This window comes from Parabacteroides faecis (assembly GCF_014647375.1).
In the GTDB taxonomy this organism is placed as follows: Bacteria; Bacteroidota; Bacteroidia; order Bacteroidales; family Tannerellaceae; genus Parabacteroides; species Parabacteroides faecis.
The window spans coordinates 376,035-400,057 of the sequence record NZ_BMPB01000002.1 but is presented as its reverse complement, the minus strand read 5'-3'; the positions used below and the strand labels follow the sequence as shown (position 1 = coordinate 400,057).

Genomic DNA, 24,023 nt, shown 5'->3' with positions numbered 1-24,023 from the left:
ACAACTATCATACTATCATTTTCAAGTATAAATACCTATAAATCTAAGCTTTACATAATGATAGTTCTTATTTTCAACTATCATTTAACTATCATACAACTATCATAGTTTCCGAATATAATCAACGAAATCATTCGTGTGGCAAGTTCTCCGACGATACTTGTGCTTTCCATAAACCCTATTGTCTTTTTTTACAAAGGTCAGTAGTTAAACTGATCGACACCCGGATCTCAAAGAGGTTGACACCCGGGTGTTGACCCTAATAACACCCGGGTCTACCGATCGGTAGCATCCGGATGTTACAAGCAATAAACAACTTCCTTCCGTAAAAAAAGCAAGAAAGTTCTTCTGTTTAATAGTAAGTCTTATACTTCCAAAGCCCCAATAAGCTCTTTTACAGACTTAAAACCATGCCTGTCGAGGTAATCGTTCATACCATCGATCACTTTTACCGATACAGTCGGATCAATAAAGTTATAAGTTCCGATCTGTATGGCAGTAGCCCCGGCCAGCATAAACTCGACGGCATCTTTCCAGTTGGAAATACCACCTAAACCGATGATAGGAATCTTCACAGCCTTGTACGTTTGCCATACCATACGGAGAGCAACCGGCTTTACACAAGGACCGGAAAGGCCACCGGTTATTGTAGATAATATAGGTTTACGCTTCTCTGCATCGATAGCCATACCAAGCATGGTATTGATCAGCGAAACAGAGTCTGCACCTTCAGCTTCGACAGCTTTTGCTATCTCGGTTATATCGGTTACATTAGGAGAAAGTTTTACAATAAGGGTCTTAGGATAAACCTTGCGGACAGCCTTCACGACTTCGGCAGCACCACAGGTTGTCACTCCAAAAGCCATACCGCCTTGCTTCACATTCGGGCAGGAAATATTCAGTTCGATAGCAGGAATTTTATCCAATTCCGCTATTTTCTCTGCACATTCCACGTATGTTTCAACAGACGATCCGCTCACATTTACGATCATATTAGTATCGATATCCTTAATAGCGGGATAGATATTATCGACAAAATATTGGGCACCTTTGTTCTGCAGACCGACGGCATTCAACATTCCGGAAGGAGTTTCTGCCATACGGGGATACAGGTTGCCTTCGCGTGGCTGGATAGTTGTTCCTTTTACAAAAATACCGCCCAGTCTCGAAATATCCATAAAGTCTGAATATTCGACTCCGTATCCAAATGTTCCCGATGCAGTCATTACCGGATTCTTTAACGGCAAATTACCTATGTTTACATTTAACTCAGCCATGTCAATTTTTCTATATTAAATACGGGACCTTCAGTACAAACACATACATGACCTTCTTTCGTATTCTCCACACAGCACAGGCAAGCACCTATACCACAGGCCATTGTATTTTCAAGCGAGACTTCGCATGTGATCGATTCAGCAGCTGCATATTTGGCAACAGCTACCATCATAGGCTTCGGTCCACATGTGTAAATTCTATCAAAATGAACGTTTTTCAATACGGAATGGTTTGTTACATAACCTTTTTCTCCGAGAGAACCATCTTCGGTAGTTATGTGAACAGTTCCGATCTTCGTAAACTCATCCAGTTGCAATACATCATCCTTTGAACGCGCTCCCAACAGAAATACAGGTTCAAAACCGGCATTCTTCAGGGCAGATCCCAAACATAACATCGGAGCCGTACCGACACCACCGCCAATAAGCAGAAATTTCTGATTTTTATCTCCGACAGCAGGAATTGTGAAACTGTTCCCAAGCGGCAACATAATATTTACAATATCTCCGGGACGGTATTCTGCCATACGACGTGTTCCGTCGCCAATCAACTGGATAAGCAACCACAATTCATTGGTTGTTCTATCTACAAAGTTAATTGAAATAGGTCGGCGTAGAAATGTTGTAGGAGAGTTATCCACCAGCACTTGAACGAACTGTCCGGGAAGCATTTCCGGTAAAGTATCGTCGCTGGTTAACTTCAGCAGGCAATAATTTTTATGAAGGCGGTTGTTTTCAGTGACCTTCATATCTAACATGTACTTCTTCATATAATATGATTACTCAATTTCTATACAAAGATACATGAATAAGATGTATATAACAATGTTGGCCTAGTCTTTCTTGTTTTTTTCAGACGTAAAAGTCTCAAATGTATTATCAGAATAAAATATCATTATTTTGCTCACATTTCTGACAGGTTGTTCCGGAAGCACAATTTGTTCAATTACAGGCTGTTTAGGTGTGTTTACAGGTGTCTCAACCCTAATTTCCTTGCGATATTCGGGAGAATCCGATAGGTTGGGCGGATTTATCGTCGTATTTGTAAACAAATTGGGTTCAGTTAACACATGTTCGCGCATCATATTGCCTTTACCGAATAAAAGCCAGTCGGAATCTACATATGTGAATCGTTCCAGAATTTTTATCAGCACATCCAGGCTGGGATTATTCCTGCCGGATATAATATGCGACATAGCCGAACGCTGGATACCGATTGCTTCAGCAAATTTAGAAGGAGTCAGCCCTTCATGTTCCATTACTGCTAAAATACGATCTTTCATACTAAAATACGATTTATATATCAAAAATCACTGCCAATATGACTGTTTACAAGCATATGATACAAAAATAAATACAGACACAAAGATAAATCATTATTTCCAATTGTGCAATTTATAGTTATAACAATAAACCAAAACATTTGTAACCATCGTTACACTTTTGTGTAGAACACTTTTGTAAACCGATATCCAGGACCATAAAACAGGCTTAAAGTAGTGTTAATGATTTTATATAATAAATATCTGTTACATAATACATTAAGCTATTATTATTTGCATAGATTCAAGCATATTTCACATTTATATACGGAATAATAGGAGAAAATTAATGTATACAATTAATATATTTAGATAATGTGCTGGTTTTTGATCTTTTATCATATACATTTACAATAACAGTATTTAAACCTATTTTTATTGATTTATATTAGTAATGTATATTGTCACTTTTGTATCACGGATAACATCTTTACAAAAGTGACATTTGTTTCGATTCCTCAGTACACAAGTGTACCCGATTACAAAAGTAACATTTACTTTAAACCACACTTTTGTAAACTCACCTTCTTTAATTGAAAAGAGCTACTGCCAATATGTCCTATTTTGTATTCCTGGTCTTCTATTATCTGATATACTTTTGTATCCAAGACTCTAAAACCTGATTTTTCAGTGATATTTGTAAACAACTATACGGACGGAAATAAATATTGAATTCTCAGAGGGGTAAAATATAGTCTTAATCATTGAGAAACAAAACGAACACCTACTTTTTTGTCGTTCTGCGTTTAGACTGTTCTAGAAAAAGAAGAGTAAAAAAACGATTGAAAGAGCTCCAACCGGTAGTTTCATAAAAAAACTGCATATGTCGATAATTTAGATTTATCACACATGCAGTTTTCACTATTGATCCTATTTTTAATGAAGTATTTTATATAATAATTCTTTGAGTAAATCTGCATCCGACACAGAAGAATTGTCTACTCCTTTTGACCGCGCATCAGTTGTCCGGATATCACTGATCAGATTAAAAACTTTCATGGCCGGATAGTTTCTTAGTCCGGTCATATAATCTTTTACCTGAAAAGTTCCTCTTAAACCTAATGCCGTCATTAATCCAGTCTCCGACCTGTCCTTTGTATAATAGCAGATCAGCAGGTTTGAGAAATAATTAAAAATTACAGGAAGGGTCATCTGTATCGGGTTACTTTTCGGATTCTTTTCAAAATACTGAATGATCCGGTTTGCTTTTAATACATCCTTTACCGCAATGGCTTTTATCAATTCGAAGTTATTGTATTCTTTACTTATTCCGATATTCTGTTCTATCAATTCCGGTGTGACGCGTTTTGGGGCTTTTTCAGGCAAGATCAATGTCAACTTGTCCAATTCCTTACTAAGACGGCTTAAATCGTTTCCCAGGAAGTCTGAGAGCATCTGAGCGGCCTTTGGATCGATCCCGATAGAACGCTGTTGCATAAACGAAACGATAAACCCCGGCATTTTATAATCCGGAATCTTTTTCGATTCGAACAGAACGCCTGTTTTTTCAGTAGCTGCAGCCAAAGACTTCCTTCTATCCAGATTCTTATACTTGTAATTGACGACCAGTACCGTCGATTTAAGCGGATTCTTGACATAATTGGTCAACAATTCTATGTCACGGACCAGTTGGGCCTCACGTACCACGACCAGTTGATATTCAGACATCATTGGGAACCGCCGGGCTGCATTGATGATCATGGCTGCATCCGTATCTGCACCATACATGATCATCTGGTTAAAATCCCGTTCGGATTCCGACAGCACGTTCTCAATAAGCAGATCGGTTATCTTGTCCATGAAAAAGGGCTCTTCGCCCATTAAAATATAAACGGGTTGAAATTTCTTTGCTACGATATCCCGGCATATTTCCTCAAACGTATTTTCTTTTTTTGCCATAATATAGCTTTAATTATTACCAACTGAACCGGATATGGCGAACTGTTTTTTTATCGTCTATAATTTGACGAAGGGCTTCGATCCCCAGTTTTACATGCTCCGGAGCAAAGTTACGGGTAACTACCCGATCACTCGCTTCTGTTTTAACTCCATCTTCTTCCAAAGGCTTATCCGAGATCATCAGCAAGGCTCCTGTTGGAATTTTATTGGCAAAGCCCGCAGTAAGCAACGTCGCGGTTTCCATATCGATACCGGTAGCATGAGTGCGTTTCAGATACTCCTTGAAAGATGTATCATACTCCCAAACACGGCGGTTCGTAGTATAAATCGTTCCGGTCCAATAATCTTTTCCCTGGTCACGAACGGCAGAAGAAATAGCGCGCAACATCGAAAATGCCGGGAGAGACGGAACTTCGGCGGGCAGGTATTCGTTAGAAGTTCCTTCACCACGGATTGCAGCAATCGGCAAAACATAATCGCCCAGATTATTGGCTTTCTTTAATCCGCCGCATTTACCTAGAAACAGGACGGCGGTCGGACTGACAGCCGACAACAAATCCATGATCGTTGCAGCATTTGCACTTCCCATACCGAAGTTGATGATGGTGATGCCTTCTGCCGAAGCGTTCGGCATGGAACTTTTCAGTCCGAGTATCGGAACATTAAATTTTTCAGCAAACAGCTCGACGTATTTGGTAAAGTTCGTGAGTAATATATACTTATCAAAATCTTCCAACTTGCGATCGGTATAACGAGGCAGCCAATTTTCAACGATTTCTTGTTTTGTTTTCATAAATCATTACCTTTGAGGGTACAATTATAGTGTATAATATAAACGACAAATATAATAAATGCTGTCATTAAACTTACCAACATTCGCTGCGAAAGTAAAGGAAAAAGATGGGAAGCACATCATATTCGATCCGGTACGCCGCAAATTTGTTGCCCTGACTCCTGAAGAATGGGTTCGCCAACATTTTGTGAATTATCTGATCACGGATAAAGGATACCCTAAAGAACTTCTGGCAAATGAAGTTCCTTTAAAACTGAACGGCACCTCCAAACGATGCGACACGGTTGCGTATAACCGCTTTTTAACCCCTTTAATGATCGTAGAATATAAAGCTCCCCACATCGAGATCACAAGCTCGGTATTTGACCAGATAGTACGCTATAACATGGTATTACACGTTCGTTATCTCGCCGTCAGCAACGGCATCAGCCATTTCTGCTGCAAAATAGACTATGAAAATCTGACTTATTCTTTTTTGGAAGGAATCCCGGAATATAATGTGCTGGAGTAGACAAAACCGATAAGAAAAGACAACAACTTCGTTCTTATTTATCTGAAAACAGTACAGATAATAAGTATTAGATTTTTTACACAAAGCCTCTCCCCTTATCCTTCAACGCTTAGTTGCCGGATAAGGGTTCGTCAGCCCAACCGGTGACGGTTATTCCTTATCTGTGATTTATCCGGGATCGTATGATGCATGAAACCCTTCTTGGATTCAGTTATTCTATCCTGTTCCCCCGCAAAAACAGAATCAGAGATAACCGGAATTAATCGGGTTACATTATTTATAATAAAAGACTTGCTTACTTCTATGAAAAAAACAGGCAGACACAGAAAAAACAACACTCCAAAGAGCATTGTCATCAAAAATTCAGAAGTATATATAGTAAGAAACTGGTGTAGCATTTCCGCATATTCATAATTATACGGAACAAACATAGCAATATTTATTTAATAAACAAACATTTACAGAATAAATATTGCTATTTGGAGTATTTTTTATAAAACAGATGCTGTTCTGTTATAATAAATGGCAACAGAATCGACCCTCGGTGTATCGGATTTATGGATATACACAGAATTATCAATCACATGAATCGGCTGACTGATTTCTTCTTTTTCATTAAAAAGAAGAGAATAACCTAGTATAACTGCGAAAAAAGATAAAATCAACGGCTTCATAATCTTGCTCAATTTTTATGTCTCTATTAGCTAAGATGTAATAAGAACGAAAAATGCTGCATGATATTACATGAAAAGTACATTTTATGTATTTTTCTTTAGAAATTTACTTGAATTTCAGGATTTAAGAGCATATAATAAATTATACTTATATATCTTATATGGCTTTTATAAATAAAACAGAAAAGAAAAAGGGAAGAAAAATTCAATTTTTCTTCCCTTTCATTATTTGGATCTGAATATGGATCACTCCATTTTATGCACCGAAGTCATCGAAATGTAACATTTCACGAGGTACACCCAGATTGTCAAGCATATTTTCTACAGCTTTCGACATCGGGCCCGGACCACACATGTAATATTCGATATCTTCCGGAGCTTCGTGATCCTTCAGATAAGTATCGTAAATTACCTGGTGTACAAAACCCGGGGTATACTTCACGCCGGCTGCATCAGCTGCAGGATCCGGACGGTCAAGTGCCAGACGGAATTCGAAATTCGGGAATTCTTTTTCTATTGCCAGGAAGTCTTCCAGATAGAATACTTCATTCAATGCACGAGCACCATAGAAATAAGTCATCTTACGATCTGTTGTCTTCAATGTCTTAGTCATGTGCATGATCTGAGCACGCAACGGAGCCATACCGGCACCACCGCCGACCCACATCATTTCTCTCTTAGAGTCGAAGATTGGATGGAAATCACCGTAAGGACCGCTCATGATTACCTTATCACCCGGTTTCAGGGTAAAGATATAAGAAGAAGCGATACCCGGCATTACATCCTGGAATCCAGGACCCTGTTCTTTCGGTTTGAAAGGAGGAGTTGCGATACGTACTGTCAACATGATACGGTCTCCTTCTGCAGGATAGTTGGCCATTGAGTAAGCACGGATAGTCGGTTCCGAGTTCTGACATTTCAGACTGAACAAACCGAAGTTCTTCCATGCCGGCAGATAACCTTCACCGATCAGGTCTTTATCGATATCCTTATCATAATCCATAGTATATGCAGGGATCTTGATCTGTGCATAAGAACCCGGAACGAAGTCCATGTGTTCACCCTTAGGCAGAGCAACGATAAACTCTTTAATAAAGGTAGCCACGTTCTTGTTGCTGATCACTTCGCATTCCCATTCCTTAACTCCGAATACTTCATCAGGAACTTTGATCTTGATATCTTCTTTTATCTTGGTCTGGCAACCCAGTCTCCAATGATCTTTAATTTGTTTACGAGAGAAGAAACCAACTTCCGTAGGAAGAATGTTTCCGCCACCTTCCGGCACCTGACAACGGCACTGTCCACAGCTACCGCTACCACCACAAGCAGACGACAGGAAAATACCTTCACTCTGAAGCGTATTCAATACTGTTCCACCAATGGGAACATCGTATTCCTTTTCTCCGTTAACAACCATCCTCACATTGCCCGATGGTATTAATTTTGCTTTCGCAAATAAAAGCGAACCAACAAGGATCAGTGTAATCACAAGGAAAACGACTGCTCCGACTGCAATGGTAAGTCCGCCCGACATTAATATAATCATCTTTATTCTTGTTTAATGCGTTAATACTTAGATCTTAAGTCCTGAGAAGCACATAAATGCCATACCCATCAGACCGGTAATGATAAAGGTAATACCCAGACCTTTCAAAGGCTTCGGTATATCCGAATAAGCCAGTTTTTCACGGATAGCAGCCATACCAACGATAGCCAGCATCCAACCGATACCAGAACCTAAACCGTATACAGTAGCAACTCCTACATTAGGAAATGCTCTTTGTTGCATAAACAGAGAACCACCCAGGATAGCACAGTTCACAGCGATAAGCGGCAAAAAGATACCCAGAGATGCATACAATGCCGGAGCAAATTTCTCAACAACCATTTCAACCAACTGCGTAAATGAAGCAATGATGGCGATGAAGATGATCAGAGAAAGGAAACTCAGATTCACTCCTGCATATTCAGCGCCTAACCAGCTCATGGCGCCTTCTTTCAATATATAATTTTCGAGCATATAGTTGATCGGCAACGTACATACCAGGATGAACGTTACAGCCATACCCAATCCTAAAGCAGTCTTTACGTTCTTGGAAACAGCCAGGAAAGAACACATACCCAGATAGTATGCGAAAATCATGTTGTCTACGAAGATCGAGCGGACAAACGTGCTTAAATATTCTTCCATTCTATTATTCGTTTAATAGTTTGTATTAATTTTCTTGAAGCTCTTTGTTCTTAGAACGGTGAACCCATATAATCACGGCAATCACGATCAAAGCCATCGGAGGCAGGATCATCAAACCATTGTTTACATAGCCGAAGTCGTAGAATGCCTGCGGGATCACCTGGAATCCAAGTAACGTACCAGAACCTAATAACTCACGGAAGAAACCTACGATCACAAGGATCAGAGCATATCCCAAACCATTACCGATACCGTCCAGGAAAGATTCCCACGGACCGTTACCCAAAGCAAACGCCTCCAGACGTCCCATCAGGATACAGTTGGTAATGATCAGACCAACGAACACCGAAAGCTGCTTATTTACATCATAGGCAAATGCTTTCAATACTTCACTTACAATAGTTACCAATGCGGCAACAACTACCAACTGTACGATAATACGGATACGGTTAGGAATTGTATTACGCAGTAACGAAATAATCACGTTGGCAAACGCCACCACAGCCGTCACGGAAATACCCATTACAATAGACGGCTCAAGTTTTGATGTTACAGCCAGTGCAGAGCAAATACCCAACATCTGTACGATGACAGGGTTGTTTGTGCTCAACGGGCCTAACAGAACTTCTTTATTCTTACTTGATAATAATCCCATCTTCTTACTGATTTTGTGAGGTTAAAAACTTAACATAACCATTCAGGCTATTGAACAACATGTGGTCAACCCCCTGACTGGTGATCGTACCACCTGAAATACCGTCAACATAGTCCTGACCGGCTACGCTCTTACCCGGCTTAACAATAGCTACGGATTTGAATTCACCGTTGAAGAACAATTTTTTACCTTTGAATTCTTTGCTGAATTCTGGCTTTGAGATCTCAGCACCCAATCCCGGAGTTTCTCCCTGGTGGCTGAAGTCTGCACCAAAAATTGTATTCTTGTCTTCATCAACGGAAAGATACCCCCACAGAGGTCCCCACAAACCTGCACCTGACAAAGCCATGATATATTTGTTTTTACCATCTACATTGGCTACAAATACCGGATGTTGATCAGGTGTTGCAGTAAATGCGTCACCTTCTACCTTTTCTCCATTTTCATTCACAAGGAAAGATTCTTTAATCAATTCATTGTATTTTGTTTCAGCGTCATTAGCCGATGCAGATACATTGATTGAACGCAGGATCTGTTGTCTCTTGTCGTTATCTTCATTCTTTTTCTGGAAACTTCTCAGCGACTGCGAAGTGAAAGCTAACACAACAGCAACCAGAAGAACCATTACAGAAGCGTATACTACGGTATATACATTACTATCTCTATTCATAATTCTACTTCTTATTATAATGTTACTTCACTGCTCTTTTCAAACGACGTGTGATGTTGCTTTCTACCACATAGTAGTCGATCAGCGGAGCAAATACATTCATTAACAGGATAGCAAGCATCATACCTTCAGGATAACCCGGGTTCAATGCACGGATAATGATAGCCATTGCTCCTACCAGGAAGCCATAGATATATTTACCTGTTTCAGTACGTGCAGATGTCACAGGGTCGGTAGCCATAAATACGGCACCAAAAGCAAAACCACCCAGGAACAAATGATCGATCGGAGATACACACATAGCCACCGTTGTGCCGATCATATTGAAGATAGCCGCCATTAAAGCACCACCTACAAATACAGACAGCATGGTCTTCCAGCTTGCGATCTGAGTATACAGAAGGATAACAGCACCGATCAGGATAGCCAATACGGATGTTTCACCGATTGAACCCGGAATCAGTCCCAGGAACATATCCCAGGTAGTCATCGGGTTACCCAGAACGTCGACTGTCTGGAATGAACCGATCATATCCTTTCCTGCAATAGCAACCTGTCCCAGCGGAGTAGCTCCGGAGAAACCGTCAACTACTGTTCCTGCACCCAGTCCGAATGTATCGGCTGTGCGAACGAATACCTGGTCGCCAGACATGGCAGCCGGATAAGCAAAGAACAGGAATGCACGTGTTACCAATGCTACGTTAAATACGTTATAACCTGTACCACCGAATACTTCCTTAGCAAAAACGACTGCAAAAGCAGTAGCTACAGCGATCATCCACAGCGGAGTATCGATAGGAACGATCATCGGGATCAATATACCGGAAACCAGGAAACCTTCCTGAATTTCTTCTTTCTTCACCTGGGCAACAGCAAACTCGATACCCAGACCTACTACATACGAAACAATAATTTTAGGCAGTACAGCCAGGAAACCGAAGATGAAGGTCATCAAAAATCCGGGATCAGCGCCAACAGCCAGATTGTGTTGATAGCCGACATTGTACATACCAAAAAGCAAAGCAGGCAACAAAGCGATAATAACCACAGTCATAGTACGCTTAGAATCGATATAGTCGTGAATATGCACGCCTGATTTCGAAGTGGTGCTCGGAACAAATAAGAATGTTTCAACACCTTCGAATACAGAACGGAACATCGCCAGCTTTCCGCCTTCTTCAAAAGTAGGCTTAATCTTGTCGAGGTAATTCCTTAACGCTTTCAATGTATTCTAATTTTTTATGTTATTAATTCATTTCCTTGTATAACAGATCCAATCCCTGACGTACGATCTTCTGGATCTCGATCTTGGAAGTGTCAACAAATTCGCAAAGTGCAAAATCTTCCGGAGCAACTTCGTAGATACCCAGATTTTCCATTTTATCGATATCGAAAGCGATAATGGCTTTCAGCAGGTATTCGGGATAGATGCTCATCGGGAATACTTTTTCGTATTCGTTCGACATGATCATGGCACGTTTACCACCTTTGATACGTGCATCGATTACATATTCTTTGCTCTTCGGAGCCAACCAGGTAAAGAAAGAGTGGCTTACGCTATATTTTCCGAATCCGGGAGTCGCCCAGCCGAAGAAATCATATGTTTTGTCTCCTTCCGGAATCACAGTGATCTGATTGTCATAAGCACCCAGATAATCATCTTTACGAACTTTCGTTCCGGTCAGCACATTTCCGCTGATGATACGAAGATCTTCCTTGCCTTCCAGTATCTTTCCGGCAACCAAACTGTTGATCGTACAACCTGAAATTGTTTTGATATATCCTCTTTCCGTTGTTTCTGACCCAGTGATAGCTACCAAGCGACTGAAATCAGCTACTCCTTTATTGAACAGACGACCGATAACGATCACGTCTGCCGGATTTACCACCCAAACAACTTCCAGTTTATTAACCGGTTTGATATGGTTGATCTGCACACCCACATTACCTGCAGGATGCGGTCCTTCAAACTCAACGGTTTCAACTCCCTTCACATTCACGGAAGAACCTTTTCTGACGCCGACATAAACTTTACCTTTCGTAAGTTTTGCCAGTGCATCCAACCCGGTCTGGAAATCAGCTTCCTGTCCTTTCAGGATGAAATCGAAATTCGGAGCTAACGGTGCAGAATAGAATGCTGACACAAAAATGTCACGCGGTTCATCTGTCGGCGTTGCTACGATATCGTACGGACGCTGTTTGATAAAAGGCCACATACCACCATTGAGCAGGGCTTCCTTTATCTCTTCACTCTTCAGCGAAGACACATTTTTCTTACCGAAATCCTCATACTCGATCTGCGTGTCCGGCTTAACAACGATGCTAAGCACTTTACGCTTCTCTCCTCGGTTTACGGCAGTTACTTCACCGCTAACGGGTGAAACGAACTTGATCTCCGGGCGGTTCTTATCGATCATCAATACAGAACCGGCTTTGACTTTTTCTCCTACTTTGGCAACAACTTTGGGGGTAATACCGTTATAATAATCGGGGACGATAGCATAACTGTCGCTTTTCCCGGTGTTTAACAGTACGTCCGAAGCTTTACCCTTCAGATTAATGTCTAAACCCTTTTTAATCTTAATCACATTTGCCATGATACAACTAAAATTGTTTATATGTAATTTTCCCGCAAAAGTACATAAATTTTTATGCTTTAAAGCAGGATTAAAGAAATAATTAGAGAAATAATTCCATAATTTTGTACCGTCAAAGAAAGATACATGAAAATGAGAGTACATTGTTTACTATTTTTGTTGTTTTGTGCCGCTATAATGCCGGCCAATGCTCAGCAAACGTACTTTACCGACGTTAACAGCAAGCTGATAAAAACCCTTCAGGTGAAGGTGGCCGGAGAGTTTATTTCCGAGCCTTATATCGAGTTGAACGGCGACCAACAGATCCAGATCAACTTCGATGCGTTGGAACAAGGCGGCGTCCGCTATTCTTATTCCATCATCCATTGTGATGCAAACTGGCAGAAGTCTATCCTCTCTCCCATTCAATATATGAGTGGTTTTCAAGGATTAACGATAGATGACTTCGCGAATTCCATTAACACCACAACACAGTACACAAACTACAATCTGCTGTTGCCGAATGAAGACATACAATTCAAAGTTTCGGGAAATTATGCCGTACAGATTTATAATGAAGACATTCCTGACCAGATAGTTCTTACCGCCTGTTTCTCTGTTGTGGAGCCGATGGTCGGCATTTCTGCTTCCGTTAGCGGAAATACGGACATCGATACAAACCAGACTCACCAGCAGGTTAGTTTCACGATCAATAATAAAAACTTTCCGATACCTTATCCGCAAACAGATCTGAAAATACATGTCTATCAGGATAACCGGCGCGATAATGCCGTATCAGGACTTCAACCGACAACCATTCTTGAGAATCAGATCGGCTACACAAACAACCGTAGTCTGATCTTCTCGGCCGGAAATGAATACCGCCGTATGGAATTCCTGAGTACCAAATATAATGGAATGCACATAGAAAATATTTCGTACCACAATCCTTATTATAATGTGGAACTAATGACCGACCATAAACGCAGCGACCAGACCTATCAGTACGATCAGGATCAGGACGGCCGTTTCTTTATTCGTTGCAGCAGTTGCAACGATCCGGATACGGAGGCGGATTACTGCATTGTTCATTTCGCTTTGGCCTGCGACCCGTTACTTGACGGCAATGTTTATCTGAACGGCGAACTCTTCCACAATGTACTCGATGAAAAGAGCAAGATGGGTTACAATTTTGAAACTCACCAGTATGAAAAAGCAGTGCTTTTAAAACAAGGAAGTTATAATTATCAATATCTGTTTGTACCCAACGGTAACACGGTCGGAGAAACTGGTCCGATAGAAGGCAATTACTATCAGGCAGAAAACGAATATACCATTTACGTCTATTACCGCCCGATGGGCATACAATACGACCGATTAATCGGAGTCACAAGCGTTAAGAACGCAATGCAGGTATTTTAACCTGCATTGCGTTTTATAGATTCTTCTTCCGTTCATAATTTATCCCAGCTTTCCTTGCCTGTGAGTGTTGAAACTGACGGGCAATTTTATATTCGCAACCTTCTTTCAGCAGATAAGAACCGGTTTGCTTAAACCAGAAACCGACATCCGCCTCCATGCATTGCCGACGGATATCCAGCACCCAGTCATAATTGCATCTACGGGCCTCCTTACCGGATTCCCCTCCGGCTACCACCTGTTCCACCCAATCGCCCAGTTCACCTCTGAAGTCTATCGGTCCGAGAAGCGGTTCGCAAATAATAATTTTATGCTTTATCGGAGCAGCTTTATAGATAGGCAGGCGATAATCTATCCGGTCCTGATTTTCCATTGTGCAACAGATGGTTACATGATCATATCCATCTCCCCAGTCAGCCGGAAGACATTCATGCAACCGGTCGATCCGTTTGGTAATGAACAGAAAATCAAGATCCTGCCGCGTCCGTATCATTTCCCAGGCTTCGGCACGCCATTCATCCGCATCTTCAACCAGGAAATCGGAAGTAAAGCAGGTATAAACAAGGTTTCCCGAAGGAATTTTATAAGTCTTATTCTTTTTCAGCTGCAAAGGCAGATCAAACTTTTCCGTTTTTGCAACAACAGAACTGTCTTTGCCATATTTACCGTCCGTACGATAAACATAGCAATGCCGGCATCCCTCACTTAACTTATGACAGCCATGCCAGGGATTCCATATAGATGCTTTTTGCCCCATTCTATTCTTTTTATAGCGGTAGAACTTCAGTAAAATCAGCACGAAAGTACAATAATTTTATTCCTTTTACCTGCAGGAAAGAAATAATCCGGTGAACTTCTGATATATCTCTCCCTTCTTTCCTTGTTTTTCCTCCTATCTTTCAATATATTTGTTCCTTTACTCCTATATTTTCGACCTGGGTGACAAACGTTTTCGACCTAGGTGCTAAACGTTTTTGACCAAGGTAGTAAACGTTTGCGACCTGGGTCAAAAATATAGAAGATACGGACGTTTGAATTTGAAAGTAGTAACCTTATAATTAAAAAACACTGGTATTATGACTGCACAGTACGGACTTTTCAAAAATCCTCCGCATAAAGGAGAGAAAGAAAGTGATATTCTTCATGCCCGCATCATTCCGGGAAGAACGATACGGATCGACCGGATTACACGAGAGATATCCGAATGCACATCTTTTAGCCCGGGAGATGTGAAAGGACTATTGCAAGCTTTTGCAGATGTGCTCGTATCATATTTGGAAGACGGCGATGAAGTCGAACTGGAAGGTCTCGGGCATTTTTCCATCTCACTGAAATGTCCTAAAATAACAAATCCCCGGCAAGTGCGTGCCGAAGATATCAGTTTCAAGTCGGTAAACTTCCGCTGTTCGAAAGAAATAACAGACCGCCTTCGCTGTATGGACGTGGAAAGAAAGCCGGGATCATCGAAACCTGTAAAATACAACAGTGAGGAACGAAAGGCAAGGATCATGCAATACCTTGAAAAACAAGAAACTATTATGAGCTCCGATTGTATGGGGATAAACGAGTGTACGCGTTATCTCGCATTGAAGGATATCAAGGAACTTCTCGCAGAAAAGAAAATAACCCAACAGGGATACCGGAAAGTCGTCGTCTATACTTTGTCAAAAGCCGGACAAGTTTAATTTTCCGGGGAAGACTCCGCCACCCGGATGGATATAAAACAACAGTGGCCGCCAAAATCACTTTTGGACGGCCACTTTCTTTATTTACCAAACGCCTACTTATTAAAACCACCAATAATAAGTTTCCAAATCTTCTTCGTCTTTCCATCAGCTGCAACAACTTCATATTGCATATCACTTTTGGAGAAATCCCCTATTTTACCTAATACAGGAGTATCGCCGACAGGTGTAATTGTAGCCGCAGTAGAGATCGTGCAATATGCATTCAGATTGCTCAATGCTACTTTATTGCGTACTTCCTGAGTAAAAGCTCCGTTCACAGCCGGTACCGTAATAGTACAGGTAACAGTCATATTGTCTACGTCGATCTTTACATCCGTATCCATTTTCTGGACTCTCAGTTTCTCACTTTCGCCCTCTTTGATCATCCAACGATATTCAAAAGTGAACGCCTTAACGTCAGCATCTTCATAGCTGGGCAGATCTTCCAGACCTGATGTCAGGCAGGAAGAGAATGACAAGCAAACGAAGAACAGCAATATATATTTCAAATATTTCATATTCATTCTATTTATAGTTATTGTTCATACTATTTTGTTGTTACCACCCGGGATTCTGGTCGTTGGCCAGATTCGGATTCTCATTACGTTCACTTCTCGGAACAGGAAGCAGATATCGGCGCTTAGTAAAGACACGCGCATTGGCAGCTTCAACAGCCTGGACAGTTCCAATGGAGAAAGACCTACCGTCCTCAGAAATCGTAATAGCGGTCGGAGTTGAATTTAATTCGGGGATCACATCGAGTCCCTCTTCTTTTCCCCAGCGAAGTAGAGACCAGTAACGGTCGTTTTCCTGTACCAGTTCGACACGGCGTTCTATTTTGTAATATTTCCAGGTATCTTCCAGGCTGGTGCCTGCCGGTAATTCAGGTAAGCCACCGTGAACACTTCTCGTCTTGTTTATATATTCGATCGCCGTATTCTTGTCACCTAAACGAAGCATAGCTTCTGCATAATTCAGGTAAGAACGCCCCAGGCGGAGTACTACATAATGATAATCGGTCGGGTCGGAATACCATACCCATTTACTTTCATAAACGTTTTTGCGATAGATATATCCACTCTTCGATACATGGCGTGTCTGTTCTTTATTAGACAGATAATGAATATTTCCTTTCAGGCGGGTAGAAACAATCGAAGTGAAATAATGACAGGAATCATAGACGATAGTCGCATCGAAACGTTTGTCACGATGTCCGTAAAGGGCATCACGCACCCACAGTTTTCCTTGTTTGAAATCTTCCGTATAATAAGATGCTTCATCCCAACGTTTGGCTTTTCCATCCTTGTCGATCACCAGGAAGGCATCGGTCACTTCCTGGGAAGGAGTCCGTTCCATCCAACCTTCCAAATTGGCATCCAACGGCCATTTTTCCCATACACCGTCGATCGCCTTATCCATATTCATATTAGGAACCAATTCCTGCATCCAGGTACCCTGAAATGTTGTATTCTCGGAAATCTTATATACTCCGAGAATTATTTCGCTGGAATTTGTTCCGACCGAATAGTCGTTAAACAACCCCTTAAAGTCAGAATCGAGCGAATACTTATTTAAATTGAACAATTCTTCGCTTGCCTGTTTGGCTTGTGTATAGTAATCTTTCTTTTCAGAGGCATTATCCATATAAGCAGCCCCTTGCAGACAAACTTCAGCTTTCAACGCATAAGCCGCTCCACGGCTGATACGTCCGGATTTCACATCTACAGGAAGGCGTTTGGCAGCTTCATCCAGGTCTTTGAGAATGAAATCGTAGGTTTCCTTGATAGTTTTAGTTCTCGATAACTCCATATCATCATCGGGCGTCAGCACCTTATCCACGATCATCAACCGGCCAAATTTACGGGCCATATTGAAATAAACCGAGGCGCGGAGGAAATATCCTTCTCCCATCAACAGGTCCTGATCAGCCTGTGTGAAGTTGGTAGCGGCTGCCACTTTTTCAAGGATAATGTTACAACGGCGGATATCGCCATATTTATACCAGCCGTAATCATTGTCTTCGGTTATCTGTTCCCTGATCAGGGCATCCGCTTTTTCTGCATTGATGACCGTGTTATCGCTCCAGTCATCGTTCCCCACCAGAAAATCATTGATAATGTAATAAGTTCCGTTGACAAATAGTTGTGCCGACGCAGGTTCGCTCCAAACAGTTTCTTCAGGGAACTTATCCAAAGGGAGATTATCCAGATAGTCATTACAGGAAGTCATTCCTGTCAATGCCGTAATGCAGATGAATAATTTATAAATTTTATCTCGTTTCATATTTCTGTACTTTTTAGAATCCGACATTTAATACAATAGAATAAGTCTTTTGTGTCGGGTATGCATACCCGTTATTAGCATTCAGTTCCGGGTCATAGAAGTCTTTCACATCTGAGATGGTGAATATATTCGTTCCCAATAAAGACAGCCGCAAAGAAGATATCAGCTTATAATCTTTCAAGATAACCTTTTTGAAGTCGTATCCGACCTGCAAGCTTTTCAGGCGGAAATAAGCCGCATTATGGTACCAGAAGTCAGAACTTACTCCATAATTGTTATTTCCGTTCAGACCTGTCATAGTTGACAAACGCGGAAACATTGCATCTGTATTATCGGGCCGCCAGTAATCGAGCTGGAATTTATACGTTAAAGCCTCCGCATAGGTTCCCCTCATAAATTCATCCAGGGCACGGTAACGTTCTCCTGTTCCCTGGAACAAACCGTTGACAAAGAAACCTTTATAATCCAGACTAAAATCAATACCGTAGCTTACTGCCGGGAAGGTCGGCTTACCGATACGTACCTGATCTTCACCATCTATTTTACCGTCACCATTGATATCCTGATAAGCTATATCTCCAGGTTTCAGTTCGTTGGAGGCTTCACGACGAGGACTGTTCAGGATTTGTTCTCCGCTCTGATACAATCCGTTACTCTGATAAGCCGTACCATAAAAGTTCTTTATATGAGTCACACGCTTTTTAGGGTTCATCAGACTGGATAAAGACTCGTCTTCTTTCTTTTCCCATAACTCATTGTAACCGGTGACATTGAAGCCGACTTCATAATGGAAATCATTATAGGAATCTTTCCAGCGCAAATTCAATTCAAAACCGGCACGGCGGTGCACGCTTTCCGATTTTACCTGCGGCAGGTCTTTACCCAGAGGTGTTGTATATCTGTTCTGCGGAGAGATCAGATATCCCTTGGTACGATAGTAAAAATAATCGAATGAAGCCGACAGCCGATTCTGCAAGGTAGACAAGTCGACACCAATATCCCACACATCTTTAGTATACCAACTCAAATCGTTTGAAACCAAAGGTCCTTCCGAGAAACTGGAGACAAACTTACCATCGACAACATATCCTTTTGAGTTAAAACTATAAGCAGGAACATACCTGAAACGCATGTTCCGGTAATCGTCACCGGACAATCCTTCCAGTCCTTCCAAACCTACCTGACCAAAAGAAGCCCTGATCTTAAAGAAATTAAGTATATTCCTCTCATTCAGTTCCTTCATAAACCCTTCTTCTGAAACAACCCAGGCCAATGCGGCTGACGGGAAAAATCCGTAACGGGAACCTTTGGCGAAATTGTCGGAACCGTCTACACGGAAATTACCTTCAAACAGGTATTTACCCGCATAATCATATTTCACACGGCCAACATAACCGACACGGGCACTCTTTTCTGCAAAGCCTGAGTTTTGCTGGGTAGAGGCATCACCGGCGAATAACTGGTCAAAGTCAGAAGAAATAAAGCCTTCACGGTATCCCCAGAAGTTCTCATCGAATGTTTGCTGGAAAGAATAAACACCCTGTACCTCAAAGTTATGTTTACCGAATGTTTTACCGTATTGCACATTCACATCAAACGAGTTACGCCATCCCCATGAATTAGACATCTGAAGCGAGCGGAAATCTTTAGGGACCAGCGTTCCGTCACTGGTATATTGGGGTGCATTGGCATTGAACGATTTCGAGTTATAATCCGATATACGGAAGTTACCAATGAATCCGGCCTTTAATCCTTTTACGAACGGAACCGCCCAATTGGCATAAACTTGTACGTTTGCATATTTATCATCATTATTATTGTAACCCGAACGTTTATCGAGGTAAGCCAGCGGATGTAATGACAAAGCACTTAAAGTACCATCAGGATTGTAAGCCTCAATAGTCGGTTTTGCCGCATTGATATCACGCCATACAGCATAACTTCCTTTGATGGTCGGATGCTTTCTTTCCCAGGCACCATCGATATTCACTCCAACCTCCAACCCGATCGGATCGAATGTCGTCGATACGTTACTGCGCAGATTATAGCGGGTATAAGTATCATTATGACTTTCTCTGAACAAGGAACCCTGATCCAGGATACCCATAGCCGTATAATAGTTGACGCCATTCTTCACTCCAGAGAAGGATAAGGTATGACGTTGCTGGATCGCATTGTTTTTCAAAGCCAGTTTTTGCCAATCGGTATCCGGTAGGGTTGCAATAACATCTGCCGGATATACCGGATCAATGCCATCGTAAGCCGCAGCCTGGTTGGTAGCCCCTGTATATTCCGCTGTATTTACCCTCGATGGCAAAACGGTAGGTGAACTGAAGTCTATACCTCCCGTATATTCGATCTTAGTTTGTCCTTCCTTACCTCTTTTAGTTTGTACCATGATGATACCATTACCGGCACGGGCCCCATATACAGCTGTTGCACTGGCATCTTTCAATATACTGATCTTTTCAATATCAGAAGAGTTTAAACTGTTAAAATCCTGTGCTTCACGTATTACACCGTCAATAACATAGAGAGGTGTGCCACCGCCACGGATAGAAATAGTCGGAGTAGATCCGGGTTCGGCTCCTCCCTGCTGAACGATCACACCAGGCGTACGCCCCTGCAATGCTGAAGCTGTATTAGTGAAAGGTAACTGGTCGATTTTATCTGTCTTCATAGCTGTAACAGCTCCTACCATTTTGCGGGTAGAGGTCGTACCATAACCAACGACAATCACTTCATCCAATGCCTGTGAGTCTTCTTTCAATTTCAGTTTGACCGGTGCTTCTCCTACAGTGACTATTTGGGTTTTATAGCCTATGTAGGAAATTTCCAATTGACTGCCCACAGGGGCATTAATAGTAAATTTACCATCGGCATCGGTTATTGTCCCAACTGTAGAATCTTTGATCTTCACATTCACTCCGATAAGAGGTTCACCCGCATCATCTGTAATCGTACCTGTTACAAGATGTTCTTTTTGTTGGGTGATAGTTACAGCTGCATTGTCATTGGCTTCAGCCATGATGAATTGCGGCGACATACATAATAGCAGGGCACTGACTCCTCCTACTTTCAGATAATTCATTTCATGAGGCTTTATCAGACCCCGAAATAGGTTAATACTGTTTGTCATACTTTTAATTTTTCTGTTAAACACCGTAAAACTCATCTCTATTCACTTAGAATAAGGTTACATTCACTCTTTGTTTTTTGTTCTTTCTCCATGATTTTTCTTGCGTATTAACGTGATTAATAATATTTTGTAAACTCTCACCAATGTTTTTTGAACATTGTGTATAAAATCAGAATGACTAGAAAAAACGATCGTTTTTTCTAGTCATTCTGGCCTTATAAGATGTTTTTAGATATATTCAACCTTAAACTATGAAATATAAGCCCTAAATAATATTCATAAAATTTGTTTATATAAGAAAAATAGTCTAGTTTTGTAGACTAAAATAAACGATCGTTTATTTTAGTCATCTTAATATTCAAAGACTCTTACAATCAATAATTTAGGATAGAACAAGTTACATAAATGATGATTTTCTGATACAGTCATTCATAATTCGGAATCTACTTATCTATTATTACATTCTTACAATATGTATTTAGAGGATAAAAAAGTATCTTTGTGGAAATAGTAATACATAACTCAATATCATGGAAACGATTATTTGATCAACGACAGATAATAATTTTCAGACCAGCACTGCTACAAAGTACGTTAAGAGATGAATAAACAGTTTCTCTATATTTCAGCTATAACGGCAATACTAATTGCTATTCTATTGACGATTGTTCAGATCGTTCCAAACAAACCATTACTGCTATTGGATAGATTTGTGCCATCCGCAGGATGGATACAGGTCGGCATTGCTGTCATTTACGGGGCACTGCTCAGTTATAAAATGCAGGATCGGAAAGAACGACCCAAATGGCGACTCCGGGCCTGGTTACTTTTTTCCATTGTTTTTTTCGGTCAGTTATTCTTAGGCATAACTGTCGATTCCGTCTTCCTGATGACCGGAAAGCTGCATTTACCCGTCCCGGCAATTATACTGGCCGGTCCGCTTTTCCGGTTGGAAGGTTTGTTTATGCCTATACTTTTTCTGAGTACATTGCTGCTTTCGGGACCAGCCTGGTGCAGCCAGCTTTGTTATTTCGGGGCATTTGATGCGTGGAACGCAAAAGGGAAGACAGAAAAGAACGTTTTCCATTATCATAAGCAATTGCGCTACAGTGTATTTTTTATAGTAATAGCAGGGGCTATTGCATTACGGTTATTCGGGGCAACTGGATGGCTGGCTACGATTGCCGGACTGATTGTCGGGATCATCGGATTGGGAATCATGCTGACACTTTCACGGAAGAAGAAAAAAATGATCCATTGCAGCAGCTATTGTCCGATAGGAACATTGGTTTCTTTTATGAAGAAGCTCTCTCCTTTCCGGGTCAGGCTCAACATGAACTGTACACATTGCATGGCTTGCCTGAAAGCCTGTAAATATGATGCATTACATAAAGAAAATATCGAAAAGGGAAAGATAGGCTACACCTGTACTTATTGCGGCGATTGTCTTTCGGCCTGTAAGCACGGCGGGTTGGAATATCGTTTTTTAAGATTGCGTCCAGCTACAGCCGAACGCCTCTGGATTGTCATTACAGTTGTTTTACATACCTGTTTCCTGATGATTGCCCGAATCTGACAGGTAAACCCTATTTCCCGCCACATAAGTGGCCCGGATATTACGGTCATCTCCCAAAGTCTGGATACCGAACAGTTTGTTTTCCAGGTCCCACTTGCCATTACGTTCCAGATATTCTTTTCGTATTTGCTGAGAAGGTGTTGCCGCATAGTCTACAACAATAAAATCGGCCTCTCTTCCTTGTTCAAAACTACCGATCTTATCATCCAGTTTCAATGCTTTAGCCGTACCGCGCGTACATTTATATAATGATTCGAAAACGGGCATGGAATAACCATTCAATTGTTGTACTTTATAGGCTTCCCCCATAGTGCGGAATAGGGAGAAAGAAGTACCGCCACCTACATCTGTAGCCAATGTTGTCCGGATATTGATCCGGTTAGCCTGTTGCATATCAAACAAACCGCTTCCCAGAAACAGGTTTGAGGTCGGACAATGAGCTATTATCGCTCCGGCTTCAGCCATCCGCCGGCATTCCGAATCGGAAAGATGGATGCAATGACCGAACACAGCACGTTCGGTTACCAGTCCGGCACGTTCATACACCTCTAAATAATCAGTACATTCCGGAGATAAAGAAAGTGTCGAATCTATCTCATTCTTATTTTCAGAAAGATGGGTCTGGACATAAGTATCCGGATATTCTTCATGTAAACGGGCGGCACTGATCAATTGACCATGAGTAGAAGTAATAGAAAAACGGGGAGTAATCACGTACAAATTACGTCCTTTCTTATGCCAGGTCTCGATCAATTCCCGGCTATCCGATTCTCCGCTTTCTTCCGTATCCATCAATACCTGAGGAGCATTGCGGTTCATCAGTACTTTACCGGTTAGCATTTGCATATTATAACCGGAAGCCACGGAAAAAAGTGCATCGACAGACTCTTTATGGACAGTAGCATAGGCCATACAAGTAGTCGTACCATTGCGGAAAAGTTCATTTACAAAAAAACGAGCGACTCGTTCTGCATATTCAGGATTGCAGAAAGCCTCTTCCGTAGGATAAGTATATTCGTTCAGCCAGTCGAGCAACTGCCTGCCATACATGCCAATCATTTCCGACTGCGGATAATGGACATGCGAATCGATCAGCCCCGGCATCAATAGTTTACCGGAATAATCCGTAATAGAGGTTTCCGGATAACGGTCTTTTATATCTTGATATGTACCAGTCTCTATGATCTTTCCCTGAGAAACTACCAGAAGTCCATCGGGGAAATAACAATAAAAATCATCTGTATCCAAAGGAGAAGCCTTAAAATAAAAGACTTCTCCCCTATATAAATATACCGGATCGTTCATTCTCTT

The 24,023-nt window shown here is 41.4% G+C and carries 20 protein-coding genes; 4 read left to right on the top strand and 16 right to left on the bottom strand.

The window, feature by feature from the left end; genetic code table 11:
* Window positions 1-365 precede the first annotated feature (365 nt).
* The 5 genes from IEY67_RS04180 to IEY67_RS04160 form a co-directional block, all read right to left on the bottom strand.
* Entirely contained in the window at window positions 366-1,277 is a 912-nt protein-coding gene (locus IEY67_RS04180; protein WP_122352780.1) for a dihydroorotate dehydrogenase, read from the bottom strand.
* Window positions 1,265-2,047, bottom strand: coding sequence for a dihydroorotate dehydrogenase electron transfer subunit (locus IEY67_RS04175; RefSeq protein WP_183669935.1), 783 nt, complete (start codon window positions 2,045-2,047; stop codon window positions 1,265-1,267). The genes IEY67_RS04180 and IEY67_RS04175 overlap by 13 nt, the downstream gene beginning before the upstream one ends.
* A 63-nt stretch (window positions 2,048-2,110) precedes the next feature.
* Window positions 2,111-2,560, bottom strand: coding sequence for a helix-turn-helix domain-containing protein (locus IEY67_RS04170; protein ID WP_183669933.1), 450 nt, complete (start codon window positions 2,558-2,560; stop codon window positions 2,111-2,113).
* A gap of 915 nt (window positions 2,561-3,475) precedes the next feature.
* Window positions 3,476-4,498, bottom strand: coding sequence for a DNA polymerase III subunit delta (holA, locus tag IEY67_RS04165; RefSeq protein WP_183669931.1), 1,023 nt, complete (start codon window positions 4,496-4,498; stop codon window positions 3,476-3,478).
* A gap of 16 nt (window positions 4,499-4,514) precedes the next feature.
* A complete protein-coding gene (locus IEY67_RS04160; RefSeq protein ID WP_122352777.1) occupies window positions 4,515-5,291 on the bottom strand; it encodes an AMP nucleosidase in 777 nt (258 codons plus the stop codon).
* Window positions 5,292-5,349: 58 nt separating this feature from the next.
* Between IEY67_RS04160 and IEY67_RS04155 the strand changes: the two genes are divergently transcribed.
* The gene (locus IEY67_RS04155; protein WP_122373052.1) at window positions 5,350-5,802 is read left to right on the top strand and encodes a type I restriction enzyme HsdR N-terminal domain-containing protein; all 453 of its coding nucleotides are present in this window, start codon (window positions 5,350-5,352) and stop codon (window positions 5,800-5,802) included.
* A 930-nt stretch (window positions 5,803-6,732) separates the two neighbouring features.
* Here IEY67_RS04155 and nqrF read toward each other — a convergent pair.
* The 6 genes from nqrF to IEY67_RS04125 are packed head-to-tail and all read right to left on the bottom strand — an operon-like array spanning window position 6,733 to window position 12,589.
* A complete protein-coding gene (gene nqrF, locus IEY67_RS04150) occupies window positions 6,733-8,022 on the bottom strand; it encodes an NADH:ubiquinone reductase (Na(+)-transporting) subunit F (protein WP_373292235.1) in 1,290 nt (429 codons plus the stop codon).
* A 27-nt stretch (window positions 8,023-8,049) separates the two neighbouring features.
* Complete coding sequence (nqrE, locus tag IEY67_RS04145) at window positions 8,050-8,667, bottom strand: NADH:ubiquinone reductase (Na(+)-transporting) subunit E (protein WP_007656841.1); 618 nt, start codon at window positions 8,665-8,667, stop codon at window positions 8,050-8,052.
* 25 nt (window positions 8,668-8,692) lie between these two features.
* Window positions 8,693-9,322 carry an NADH:ubiquinone reductase (Na(+)-transporting) subunit D gene (locus IEY67_RS04140; RefSeq protein ID WP_075557435.1) on the bottom strand — a complete coding sequence of 210 codons (630 nt, stop codon included), beginning with the start codon at window positions 9,320-9,322 and terminating at the stop codon, window positions 8,693-8,695.
* A 4-nt stretch (window positions 9,323-9,326) separates the two neighbouring features.
* Window positions 9,327-9,992 carry an NADH:ubiquinone reductase (Na(+)-transporting) subunit C gene (gene nqrC, locus IEY67_RS04135; protein ID WP_122373049.1) on the bottom strand — a complete coding sequence of 222 codons (666 nt, stop codon included), beginning with the start codon at window positions 9,990-9,992 and terminating at the stop codon, window positions 9,327-9,329.
* A 22-nt stretch (window positions 9,993-10,014) separates the two neighbouring features.
* On the bottom strand, window positions 10,015-11,217 hold the full coding sequence (locus IEY67_RS04130; RefSeq protein ID WP_122373048.1) for an NADH:ubiquinone reductase (Na(+)-transporting) subunit B: 1,203 nt from the start codon (window positions 11,215-11,217) through the stop codon (window positions 10,015-10,017).
* A gap of 22 nt (window positions 11,218-11,239) precedes the next feature.
* Window positions 11,240-12,589: a Na(+)-translocating NADH-quinone reductase subunit A gene (locus tag IEY67_RS04125; protein WP_122352768.1), complete on the bottom strand. Its 1,350-nt coding sequence runs from the start codon at window positions 12,587-12,589 to the stop codon at window positions 11,240-11,242.
* A 132-nt stretch (window positions 12,590-12,721) separates the two neighbouring features.
* Between IEY67_RS04125 and IEY67_RS04120 the strand changes: the two genes are divergently transcribed.
* Window positions 12,722-13,990: a type IX secretion system plug protein gene (locus IEY67_RS04120; protein WP_122352866.1), complete on the top strand. Its 1,269-nt coding sequence runs from the start codon at window positions 12,722-12,724 to the stop codon at window positions 13,988-13,990.
* 13 nt (window positions 13,991-14,003) lie between these two features.
* Here the strand turns inward: IEY67_RS04120 and IEY67_RS04115 are convergent, their stop codons facing one another.
* Window positions 14,004-14,744 (bottom strand): DUF5131 family protein, encoded by a 741-nt coding sequence (locus IEY67_RS04115; protein ID WP_183669929.1) that lies wholly within the window; start codon window positions 14,742-14,744, stop codon window positions 14,004-14,006.
* 319 nt (window positions 14,745-15,063) lie between these two features.
* On the opposite strand from IEY67_RS04115, the gene IEY67_RS04110 reads away from it, so the two are divergent.
* Complete coding sequence (locus IEY67_RS04110) at window positions 15,064-15,672, top strand: HU family DNA-binding protein (protein WP_183669927.1); 609 nt, start codon at window positions 15,064-15,066, stop codon at window positions 15,670-15,672.
* Window positions 15,673-15,767: 95 nt separating this feature from the next.
* Here the strand turns inward: IEY67_RS04110 and IEY67_RS04105 are convergent, their stop codons facing one another.
* From IEY67_RS04105 to IEY67_RS04095, 3 genes are read right to left on the bottom strand one after another with little or no spacing between them, the layout of a single operon-like run.
* On the bottom strand, window positions 15,768-16,232 hold the full coding sequence (locus tag IEY67_RS04105) for a DUF5018-related domain-containing protein (RefSeq protein ID WP_183669925.1): 465 nt from the start codon (window positions 16,230-16,232) through the stop codon (window positions 15,768-15,770).
* Between the two features lie 40 nt (window positions 16,233-16,272).
* Window positions 16,273-17,997 (bottom strand): RagB/SusD family nutrient uptake outer membrane protein, encoded by a 1,725-nt coding sequence (locus IEY67_RS04100; protein ID WP_183669924.1) that lies wholly within the window; start codon window positions 17,995-17,997, stop codon window positions 16,273-16,275.
* Between the two features lie 13 nt (window positions 17,998-18,010).
* Window positions 18,011-21,136 carry a SusC/RagA family TonB-linked outer membrane protein gene (locus tag IEY67_RS04095; RefSeq protein ID WP_183669922.1) on the bottom strand — a complete coding sequence of 1,042 codons (3,126 nt, stop codon included), beginning with the start codon at window positions 21,134-21,136 and terminating at the stop codon, window positions 18,011-18,013.
* Between the two features lie 601 nt (window positions 21,137-21,737).
* Between IEY67_RS04095 and IEY67_RS04090 the strand changes: the two genes are divergently transcribed.
* Window positions 21,738-22,712, top strand: coding sequence for a 4Fe-4S binding protein (locus IEY67_RS04090; protein ID WP_183669921.1), 975 nt, complete (start codon window positions 21,738-21,740; stop codon window positions 22,710-22,712).
* On the opposite strand, the gene guaD is transcribed toward IEY67_RS04090, so the two are convergent.
* The gene (gene guaD, locus IEY67_RS04085) at window positions 22,677-24,017 is read right to left on the bottom strand and encodes a guanine deaminase (protein ID WP_183669919.1); all 1,341 of its coding nucleotides are present in this window, start codon (window positions 24,015-24,017) and stop codon (window positions 22,677-22,679) included. The two genes, IEY67_RS04090 and guaD, sit on opposite strands and share 36 nt — an antisense overlap.
* Window positions 24,018-24,023: the final 6 nt, after the last annotated feature.

What these genes read in the sequence shown, in the direction of transcription:
- IEY67_RS04180 (WP_122352780.1), bottom strand. Translation starts at nt 1,277, where the DNA reads ATGGCTGAGTTAAATGTAAACATAGGTAATTTGCCGTTAAAGAATCCG.
- IEY67_RS04175 (WP_183669935.1), bottom strand. Translation starts at nt 2,047, where the DNA reads ATGAAGAAGTACATGTTAGATATGAAGGTCACTGAAAACAACCGCCTT.
- IEY67_RS04170 (WP_183669933.1), bottom strand. Translation starts at nt 2,560, where the DNA reads ATGAAAGATCGTATTTTAGCAGTAATGGAACATGAAGGGCTGACTCCT.
- holA (WP_183669931.1), bottom strand. Translation starts at nt 4,498, where the DNA reads ATGGCAAAAAAAGAAAATACGTTTGAGGAAATATGCCGGGATATCGTA.
- IEY67_RS04160 (WP_122352777.1), bottom strand. Translation starts at nt 5,291, where the DNA reads ATGAAAACAAAACAAGAAATCGTTGAAAATTGGCTGCCTCGTTATACC.
- IEY67_RS04155 (WP_122373052.1), top strand. Translation starts at nt 5,350, where the DNA reads ATGCTGTCATTAAACTTACCAACATTCGCTGCGAAAGTAAAGGAAAAA.
- nqrF (WP_373292235.1), bottom strand. Translation starts at nt 8,022, where the DNA reads ATGATTATATTAATGTCGGGCGGACTTACCATTGCAGTCGGAGCAGTC.
- nqrE (WP_007656841.1), bottom strand. Translation starts at nt 8,667, where the DNA reads ATGGAAGAATATTTAAGCACGTTTGTCCGCTCGATCTTCGTAGACAAC.
- IEY67_RS04140 (WP_075557435.1), bottom strand. Translation starts at nt 9,322, where the DNA reads ATGGGATTATTATCAAGTAAGAATAAAGAAGTTCTGTTAGGCCCGTTG.
- nqrC (WP_122373049.1), bottom strand. Translation starts at nt 9,992, where the DNA reads ATGAATAGAGATAGTAATGTATATACCGTAGTATACGCTTCTGTAATG.
- IEY67_RS04125 (WP_122352768.1), bottom strand. Translation starts at nt 12,589, where the DNA reads ATGGCAAATGTGATTAAGATTAAAAAGGGTTTAGACATTAATCTGAAG.
- IEY67_RS04120 (WP_122352866.1), top strand. Translation starts at nt 12,722, where the DNA reads ATGAGAGTACATTGTTTACTATTTTTGTTGTTTTGTGCCGCTATAATG.
- IEY67_RS04115 (WP_183669929.1), bottom strand. Translation starts at nt 14,744, where the DNA reads ATGGGGCAAAAAGCATCTATATGGAATCCCTGGCATGGCTGTCATAAG.
- IEY67_RS04110 (WP_183669927.1), top strand. Translation starts at nt 15,064, where the DNA reads ATGACTGCACAGTACGGACTTTTCAAAAATCCTCCGCATAAAGGAGAG.
- IEY67_RS04105 (WP_183669925.1), bottom strand. Translation starts at nt 16,232, where the DNA reads ATGAAATATTTGAAATATATATTGCTGTTCTTCGTTTGCTTGTCATTC.
- IEY67_RS04100 (WP_183669924.1), bottom strand. Translation starts at nt 17,997, where the DNA reads ATGAAACGAGATAAAATTTATAAATTATTCATCTGCATTACGGCATTG.
- IEY67_RS04095 (WP_183669922.1), bottom strand. Translation starts at nt 21,136, where the DNA reads ATGACAAACAGTATTAACCTATTTCGGGGTCTGATAAAGCCTCATGAA.
- IEY67_RS04090 (WP_183669921.1), top strand. Translation starts at nt 21,738, where the DNA reads ATGAATAAACAGTTTCTCTATATTTCAGCTATAACGGCAATACTAATT.
- guaD (WP_183669919.1), bottom strand. Translation starts at nt 24,017, where the DNA reads ATGAACGATCCGGTATATTTATATAGGGGAGAAGTCTTTTATTTTAAG.